Source organism: Mesorhizobium sp. M7A.F.Ca.CA.003.01.2.1 (assembly GCF_003998945.1).
In the GTDB taxonomy this organism is placed as follows: Bacteria; Pseudomonadota; Alphaproteobacteria; order Rhizobiales; family Rhizobiaceae; genus Mesorhizobium; species Mesorhizobium ciceri.
Window position 1 is genome coordinate 1 of sequence record NZ_RZRA01000177.1, and the last position, 7,302, is coordinate 7,302.

The 7,302-nt window shown below is 62.4% G+C and carries 12 protein-coding genes; 8 read left to right on the forward strand and 4 right to left on the reverse strand.

Features of this window, described 5'->3' with window-relative positions; genetic code table 11:
- A partial coding sequence (locus EN969_RS09925) for a carbamoyl-phosphate synthase domain-containing protein (protein WP_281060002.1) occupies positions 1–582 on the reverse strand: 582 nt, incomplete at its 3' end.
- A gap of 276 nt (positions 583–858) precedes the next feature.
- Between EN969_RS09925 and EN969_RS09930 the strand changes: the two genes are divergently transcribed.
- Together EN969_RS09930 and EN969_RS09935 are read left to right on the forward strand one after the other, a co-directional pair.
- The gene (locus EN969_RS09930; RefSeq protein ID WP_013530126.1) at positions 859–1,308 is read left to right on the forward strand and encodes a GatB/YqeY domain-containing protein; all 450 of its coding nucleotides are present in this window, start codon (positions 859–861) and stop codon (positions 1,306–1,308) included.
- A gap of 127 nt (positions 1,309–1,435) precedes the next feature.
- Entirely contained in the window at positions 1,436–1,726 is a 291-nt protein-coding gene (locus EN969_RS09935; protein ID WP_063168785.1) for a hypothetical protein, read from the forward strand.
- Positions 1,727–1,787: 61 nt separating this feature from the next.
- Here EN969_RS09935 and EN969_RS09940 read toward each other — a convergent pair whose 3' ends face one another.
- Entirely contained in the window at positions 1,788–2,360 is a 573-nt protein-coding gene (locus EN969_RS09940; protein ID WP_063168784.1) for a TetR/AcrR family transcriptional regulator, read from the reverse strand.
- Between the two features lie 136 nt (positions 2,361–2,496).
- Here EN969_RS09940 and EN969_RS09945 point away from each other — a divergent pair, with 136 nt between their 5' ends.
- Positions 2,497–3,201, forward strand: a complete 705-nt coding sequence (locus EN969_RS09945; RefSeq protein ID WP_024504113.1) for a DUF4336 domain-containing protein — start codon at positions 2,497–2,499, stop codon at positions 3,199–3,201.
- Here EN969_RS09945 and EN969_RS09950 read toward each other — a convergent pair.
- Positions 3,164–4,129, reverse strand: coding sequence for a LysR family transcriptional regulator (locus tag EN969_RS09950; protein ID WP_013530130.1), 966 nt, complete (start codon positions 4,127–4,129; stop codon positions 3,164–3,166). The two genes, EN969_RS09945 and EN969_RS09950, sit on opposite strands and share 38 nt — an antisense overlap.
- A 101-nt stretch (positions 4,130–4,230) precedes the next feature.
- On the opposite strand from EN969_RS09950, the gene EN969_RS09955 reads away from it, so the two are divergent.
- The 3 genes from EN969_RS09955 to EN969_RS09965 all read left to right on the forward strand — a co-directional run bounded on the left by EN969_RS09955 (position 4,231) and on the right by EN969_RS09965 (position 5,832).
- Positions 4,231–5,133 (forward strand): alpha/beta fold hydrolase, encoded by a 903-nt coding sequence (locus tag EN969_RS09955; RefSeq protein ID WP_063168783.1) that lies wholly within the window; start codon positions 4,231–4,233, stop codon positions 5,131–5,133.
- Between the two features lie 180 nt (positions 5,134–5,313).
- Positions 5,314–5,559, forward strand: coding sequence for a hypothetical protein (locus tag EN969_RS09960; protein ID WP_013530132.1), 246 nt, complete (start codon positions 5,314–5,316; stop codon positions 5,557–5,559).
- Positions 5,560–5,616: 57 nt separating this feature from the next.
- Positions 5,617–5,832 carry a hypothetical protein gene (locus EN969_RS09965; protein ID WP_063168782.1) on the forward strand — a complete coding sequence of 72 codons (216 nt, stop codon included), beginning with the start codon at positions 5,617–5,619 and terminating at the stop codon, positions 5,830–5,832.
- 62 nt (positions 5,833–5,894) lie between these two features.
- Here the strand turns inward: EN969_RS09965 and EN969_RS09970 are convergent, their stop codons facing one another.
- On the reverse strand, positions 5,895–6,335 hold the full coding sequence (locus EN969_RS09970; RefSeq protein ID WP_013530134.1) for a DUF2267 domain-containing protein: 441 nt from the start codon (positions 6,333–6,335) through the stop codon (positions 5,895–5,897).
- Positions 6,336–6,552: 217 nt separating this feature from the next.
- Here EN969_RS09970 and EN969_RS09975 point away from each other — a divergent pair, with 217 nt between their 5' ends.
- Together EN969_RS09975 and EN969_RS35940 are read left to right on the forward strand one after the other, a co-directional pair.
- Complete coding sequence (locus EN969_RS09975; RefSeq protein ID WP_244514337.1) at positions 6,553–7,014, forward strand: hypothetical protein; 462 nt, start codon at positions 6,553–6,555, stop codon at positions 7,012–7,014.
- Positions 7,008–7,238: a hypothetical protein gene (locus tag EN969_RS35940; protein ID WP_244514335.1), complete on the forward strand. Its 231-nt coding sequence runs from the start codon at positions 7,008–7,010 to the stop codon at positions 7,236–7,238. The genes EN969_RS09975 and EN969_RS35940 overlap by 7 nt, the downstream gene beginning before the upstream one ends.
- The last annotated feature ends 64 nt before the right edge of the window (positions 7,239–7,302 follow it).

Here is a 7,302-nt window from a genome sequence, read left to right on the forward strand (position 1 = left end):
GGGTGTCTCGCGCCAGACCGAGGACTGGCCCGACGTAACCTCCTTGGCGAGATCCAGCCCGATCAGGCCCGACCATGCGGCGGCGCGGCGCTTCAGATCGTCGATGTCGAACACGCCATCGGGCGCATGCGCGATGACGGCGTTGGGCATGCCCTTTTCACGGATCAGCGCGGTGAGCGCGCGGGTGTCGATGCCCGACAAAGCGACGATGCCGCGCTTCTTCAGCCACTGGTCGAGACCAGTGCCGGCACGGTAGTTGGACGGGTTGGTGACATCGGCCTTGAACACGGCGCCGACGGCGCCGGCGCGGGCGAGCGGATTGAGATCCTCGATGTCCTCGTCATTGGTGCCGATGTTGCCGATATGCGGGAAGGTGAAGGTGACGATCTGGCCGGCATAGGACGGATCGGTGAGGATTTCCTGATAGCCGGTCAGCGCCGTGTTGAAGCAGACTTCGGCGACAGCGGAGCCGGTGGCGCCGAGACCGCGACCTTCGATGACGGTACCGTCGGCCAGCACCAGAAGGGCGGTCGGCTTTTCCGTGGCCCAAGCGGGGGTCAAGGCGGGCGTCATCTCGGCCATGCGGCACTCCTGTCAGGCCGCGCGCTGCAACCGGCCCGGCGGGCCATCTGCGCGGCAAACGGCGCGAAGCGGCGATTTCGCGGCTTCCACGCAGTCAAATTTCCGTTCATGCAAGGCCCAGTACATAGGGGAAGGGGGCAGGGCGGTCAATGATCATGCGAAATGCCGCCATATTTTATTTCGCCTAGCAAAATCAGTGGCTTGCCCCGGCACATCAGAGTTTGCCTTGGCTCGCCCGCGGCGCTATTGTCCGCGCCGATCGAAGGAGAATGCACCATGCGCGGCAAAATCGCCGAATCCCTGAAGAGCGCGATGAAGGCGCAGGACAAGCACCGGCTGCCGACATTGCGGCTGATCCAGGCCGCCATTCACGACCGCGACATTGCCAATCGCGGGTCAGGCAAGGAGCCGGCCAGCGACGAGGAGATCCTGCAGATCCTGGCCAAGATGGTGAAGCAGCGCGAGGAATCGGCCAAAGCCTTCGATGACGGCAAGCGGCCGGAACTGGCCGCGCAGGAGCGCGGCGAGATGGAGATCATCCGCACCTTCCTGCCGACGCAGCTGGATGATGCGGCGGTAACTGCTGCGGCGCGCGAGGCGATCGCCGCGACCGGTGCGGCCAGCCAGAAGGACATGGGCAAGGTGATCGCCGCACTGAAGCAGAAATATGCCGGCCAGATGGATTTCGGCAAGGCGAGCGGCATCGTCAAGGGTCTGCTGCAGTAGGGTGCTGCTCATCTCGTCGCTTGGGTGGCCGACCGGGCGGAATCCAGATCCGTCCGGAATCCAAGTCCAGGAATTGGAACCCGGATAGCGCCGAGATGTTTATCCGTCATGCAACTGGAGAGATGCCATGACTGAGAACGAAACCCGCTATGAAACCGGTGCGACGAAATATCCGGCAAAGACCGATGCCGACGCTTCCGATGAATTCTCCCAGGATGCGGCCGCCAACGAGAAGCCTGCCGGCGGAATAGGGCTCACCCGCCGGATGGGCGAAGTGGAAGACCGCACCCGCCAGTCGGAGGGACAAAACCCGCCAAAGCAAGCCACGCCGAGCGCTGCAACCGAAAAGACGTCCGGGGCCGGCCCCGCTATCGCGGAGCGTTCAAAGGACGCCAAGGCTCCGAAGAGCAGCCAATGAAGCGAAGGCCGGGAGCACTCCTGCGGCGCTTTGGAGATCGGCGGACAAGTGGTTCGCGTAGTTAGCGTTTGCCGATCCCTTCAACGACGATGCGGATGAGGTGCCTGATCTCGTCCTCGCTGAATGACCCGGCCGAAAGCGCCGAAAGCATCGCCTGGCCGTATATTCCAAGCAGGACCAGCGCCATGAAATTGGCATCGTCATCCCTGCGAATGACACCTTGCCGTTGGCCGAGCACCAGAAGGTCCCGGACCAGGCGCTGGAATGAGGGCCGGTCGGGCGGCGGCTGCAGGGACGGACGCTCGGCGGGGGCAAGAGCCAGCCTGGCAAGCGAGGGATTGGCCAGGCACCAGCCGGCGCTGTCGAGAAAGACTGTCTCGAGCATGACGAATACATCTTCGTTCGCCGCCATGCGGGCGCGGTAGGCGGCATCGCCCGCCTCCACGCGGGCGATGAGCCGCAACGCGATTTCTTCTTTCGAACTGAACAGATTGTAGACCGTTTTGCGGGTCAAGCCGGCACGCGTCGCGATCTCCTCGACCGAGGTGTTGGCAAACCCCATCTCCCGAAACGCCAGGTCGGCGGCATTGAGGATGAGGCTTCGCGACCGTTCGGTCCGCTTTGGGGTTGTCATTTTTATACCCTAGTGTAAATTTACACATATGTAAACTTTTGCTGCGTGACCGCCGCATTGCGGCAGCCGCCAATCCCGCGAAGGGTCGACTGTGGCGCATCGGAATTCAAGCGGCTCTATGGGAAGCAATGTGCAAATGGCTGGTAGTCTCAAGGAATTCGGCCTTGGGATCTGGATTGCGGATGGTCCGATCGTCACGGCGGCCGCCGGCTTTCACTATCCCACGCGTATGGCCGTTATCGGATTGTCCGGGGGCGGTTTGTTCATCTGGTCACCGGTAGAGCTCACGAACGAGCTGCGCGCCGATGTGGACGCTCTGGGCGTGGTGCGCTTCCTGATCCCGCCCAATTCGCTTCACCACGTGTTTCTCGCTGACTGGCAGCGCGGCTATCCCGATGCCAAGGTCTATGCGCCACCCGGCCTGCGGGAAAAGCGCCGAGATATCCTCTTCTGCGGCGAGCTCGGCGATACGCCTGCCGCCGACTGGGCGGACGATCTCGACCAGGTCGTCGTGCGCGGCAACAGGATCACCACCGAGATTGTCTTCTTCCACCGCGCAAGCAGGACAGTGTTGTTCACCGATCTGATCCAGCATTTCCACGCCGGATGGTTCAAGGGCTGGCGGGCGCTCGTAGCCCGGCTGGATCTGATGGTGGCCGCAGAGCCCTCAGTGCCGCGAAAATTCCGCGCCGGCTTTACCGACCGGCGCGCCGCGCGTGCCGCTCTTCAACGCATACTGGCATGGCCGGCCGAAAGAGTGCTGATGGCGCACGGCGAACCAGTGACGGAGGACGCTCAAACGTTCATCCGTCGCGCTTTTCGCTGGCTGGTTGGCCGCTGACTTCCTCGGCGGATTTCGGCGCTTCGAGCACACGGCGCAATGCCGGCGCTTCCTGCTGGATATGATCCCACAGCCGGTTCGCGATCGGCCCATGCGGCCGGTCGCGGCGGCGCGCCACCACCAGTTCGTCGGTGCGGCCCGGCAGATGACGGCCGGCAATGGAGTGCAGGCGTCCGTCCTGCAGTTCTTCCTCGATCAGGAAGCGGGGCAGGTGGCCCCAGCCAAGGCCCTGCAGGATGATCTCCTTCTTCATGCCCTGGTCGGCGACGAGGCATTGCGGCGCGCCTTCGATCAGCGAATAGTTTTGTTGTGGCGAATGGCGGGCGCTGTCGCGCATGACGCATTGGGTGAGTGCCTGCATCTGGTCCGGGGTGATCGGCTGCTCGATACGCTGAGGCAGAAAGCCCGGCGCCACCACGGGAATGAAGGACACCTTGCACAAATCGACCCATTCCACCCGCGCATCGCCCTTGTCGACCCAGTGCAGGATCAGGTCGGCTTCGTCGTCGAAGAGACGCTCCCATGGGCCGCCCACCGCTTCGAAATGCAGATGCAGGCGCGTGCCGGGCAACTGTGCGAAGAATCGCCCGAGCATGCCCAGCACCTGCGGGCGCGGGCACAGGTCGCCGATCACCACATGGATCTCGCTTTCCTCACCCATCGCCAACTGGGCGGCATGGACGCGCAAACCGTCCATCTCGCGCAGCAGCGATAGCGCTCGGCGGTGGAACGACAGCCCGGCCTCGGTCGGACGCACGCGATAGCCGCTGCGATCCAAAAGGACGAGGCCGAGCTGTCGCTCCAGCTTGGCGACGGCGGCGAACACCGCGGGGTGCGAGCGATACAGCATGGCCGCCGCAGGCTGAAAACCGCCGGTGCGGACCACCGCATCGAAGCATTGCAGATCGTGCAGGGTGAATTCGGCCATGTCAGTTTTTGTTACAGAGATTGTCTTATCTTTGTAATATCAACAAAATCGCTCCACAGCTAGGCTCTGTCTCGTTCAACGTTCCAGAAGGAATCTTCATCATGAATGAGCTGAATTTCGTCACAACGGGCGATGGCACGCGCATCGCCTACCGCTTCGACGGCGAGGCAAGCAAGCCGGTGCTGGTGCTGTCGAATTCCATCGGCACCACGCTGCACATGTGGGATGGGCAGGTCGGCGAATTGTCGAAGCATTTTCGTGTCCTGCGCTACGATTTTCGCGGCCATGGCGGATCGAGCGTTCCGGTCGGCGCCTATTCGCTGGACCGGCTTGGCCGCGACGTCATCGAGTTGCTCGATGCGCTCGACCTGCAACGCGTACATTTCCTTGGCCTGTCGCTCGGCGGGTTCGTCGCGCAGTGGCTCGGCATCCACGCGCCCGAGCGGATCGACCGGCTGATCCTGAGCAACACCTCGTCGCATCTGGCGCCGGCAAGCTATTTCGACGAGCGGATCGCTGCGGTGCGCCAGGCGCGGGACATGTCGGAAACCGCCGAGACGTTCCTGAGCAACTGGTTCCCCGCGTCGCTGGTTGCCGCCAACGAGCCTGTGGTCGAAGACTTTCGCGCCATGCTGCTGGCTATCGACCGGCAGGGCCTGGCGGGTCTGTTCGCGGCGGTTCGCGACGCGGACCTTCGCCGCACCGTGGCACTGATACCCCGGCCGACGCTGGTGATCGCTGGTCGGCACGACACGGTGACGGCAGCCAGCCACAGCGAGCTGATCGCCGCGACGGTACCCGGCGCGAAGCTGGTTGTGCTGCCTGCGGTCCATCTGTCGAACATCGAATATCCGGCGGAGTTCATCCAGGCTGTCATCGATTTCTGCGCGGAGCCGAGTGCCGCGACGGCAAAGGCATCCGGCACCAGCCCGGCGGTTGCCGAGCGTTCAAAGGACGCTGCGGTTCACAAGGGCGGGCGCCAGCCGGAGCCTGCGTCAATGTGAGCGCCGGGCCGAGCGGAGCCATCTGGCGAGAAGCTTTTCAACGCCTTTCGGAACGATCCCGTCACCTTGCCATTATCAGCACGAAGGCAGGCTCGGACAGGCAAACGCCGTAACCGACCTTAGAGACGGCCGGCGACGCACCACTTTCGGGCGCCGACACGAACACGCCGGAGGAAAGCGATGACTGGACGCAAAACCCACGATCAACAAATTCGCATCATTGAAGAGCGGGAAAACACAAAGAACGCCGGCAAGGATTTTGATGCCGAGGCGGATCTGAAACGATCAGCGGCGGAACGCGAAGCACTGCGCAAGGGAGCGGACATGAGGACCGATACACCGGACCTCGTCGATCCAGACGACCGCAACATGCTTCGCGGCAAGAATCAGGAAAGCGCCCATCACAAGAACCGTGCCGACGACTAAAGCGCGTCACGGACCAGCAACGCTCCTGGAACATTCGTCATAGATTGGAGGCAGCCCATGGCACACGGCAGCAAGAAGCACATCGGAGCAGGTTCACAAGGAAAGGGTTCCGGCACAGGCGCCATGACCGTGACGCCAAAAGACAAGCTCGAAGAAAACAAGGTTCTGTCCAATCGCGACAAGGCACAGCATTCCAAAGAACGCGGTTTGGACTCCAGGCAGGTCGCGACCGAGCAGCATCAGGATCATGCCGCCAACCGTTTGCGGGACTGACGCCCGACAGGGGCGCCAGCCTCGGCCTGGCTGTCCGGGGAGCCGCCAGATTCGTGCCATCTCTATTTGACACCGAGGCTTTCGGGCCAGAGCGCCTGGATTTCCTTCGGCAGCGCATCGCGCACCTTAGCCGATTGGCCAAGATCAATATGCCGTGCAAGAACTCGGAACACCGAGCGTGCTGCATCCTCGGGATCGACGGGGCGGATCGATTTCAATTCCTCGCCGATGTGCTGCGAGAAGTTTTCCAGGGAGCGCGTTTTGTCCGGCTCGGCTGCGGGCCGGTAGTGGTCGTAATAGGCGCCGCGCACCAGGAGCGGCAGTTCCGCCCCAAGTTTGGCCGCAAGCCCGATCTGCAGCCTGTCCCTTACGGTCCGCAGGACCGCGCCCAATATGTGCCATGCAATTCGCCGATCCGGACCATGATCGTCCATGATCTCGTCGAGCCAGATGTTGGTTGTCTGCAGCGTCCTGTCAAAGACATCCAAACCGGTAGCGCTCATCATCGCCTCCTCATCAAATTCATGTCTGGTTTCGAAACGATGCTCAGGGACAATCGTTTCGCTATCTGTCGACAAAATTGGCTCGGCCTGTGATCCGGCTCTGCCCCGGGATCCACGGTAGCGGTCTTGGTTGCGCCGGAACCCCTTCCGAAGCAGTTCGTTCCTGGGTGGGCGGCTTTGAGGAGCTGGTTGCGCGTCCTGCAACGGGTTTTTTGCGATGCCTGCAAGGAAGACAAAAACCACTGAAGGCGAGAACCGACAGCAACTCCTGCAGATGATGACGACGGAGCATTTGGTGCTGGGGACCGCCAGGGCGGCGACTATTCAGGAGGCGAATCAGCGCGCAAATTTGTTCCTGACTTCGGTATCCAGCGCCACGATCGCCCTTGCTTTCGTGGCCCAGGTGACGAGGATGGGGCTTCCTTTCATGCTGTTCAGCCTGATCCTGTTGCCGTGCCTCTACTTCATTGGGCTGGTGACATTCGTCAGGGCTGTGCAGGTGGCCATCGAAGACATGGTCCACGCCCGCGGCATGGCACGCATCAGGCACTGCTACACCGAGCTCACCCCTTCGATGGCGCGCTATCTGGTTCACTCCACCCCCAAACGGCTCTGCTGGCCGATGTCGGCCTCAAGCCAAGGCCCTGGCAAGCGTTCGCCGGAACCGCAGGGATGGTGAATGTCGTCAACGGTGCCATCGCCGGTGTCTTTGCCGGCGTGATGCTCAAGGTTGTCGTTGGCTCGATGGTCAGTCTCGCCGTGACTGTCGGCATTCTAGCTTTTGCGGTGAGCAACTGGTGCCTGTGGCAACATCACAGGCGCAGTTGGGCAAGCGCGGAACACAAGCTGAAGGTGCTGTTTCCAAACGTGCCGGACAGCGACGGCGAGGCGCGGATCGGATAACCCGTTCGAGAGGGGCAGGAGCATCAACTCGCGCTAGGCGGAAACCTCAAGCACGATCTTGCCA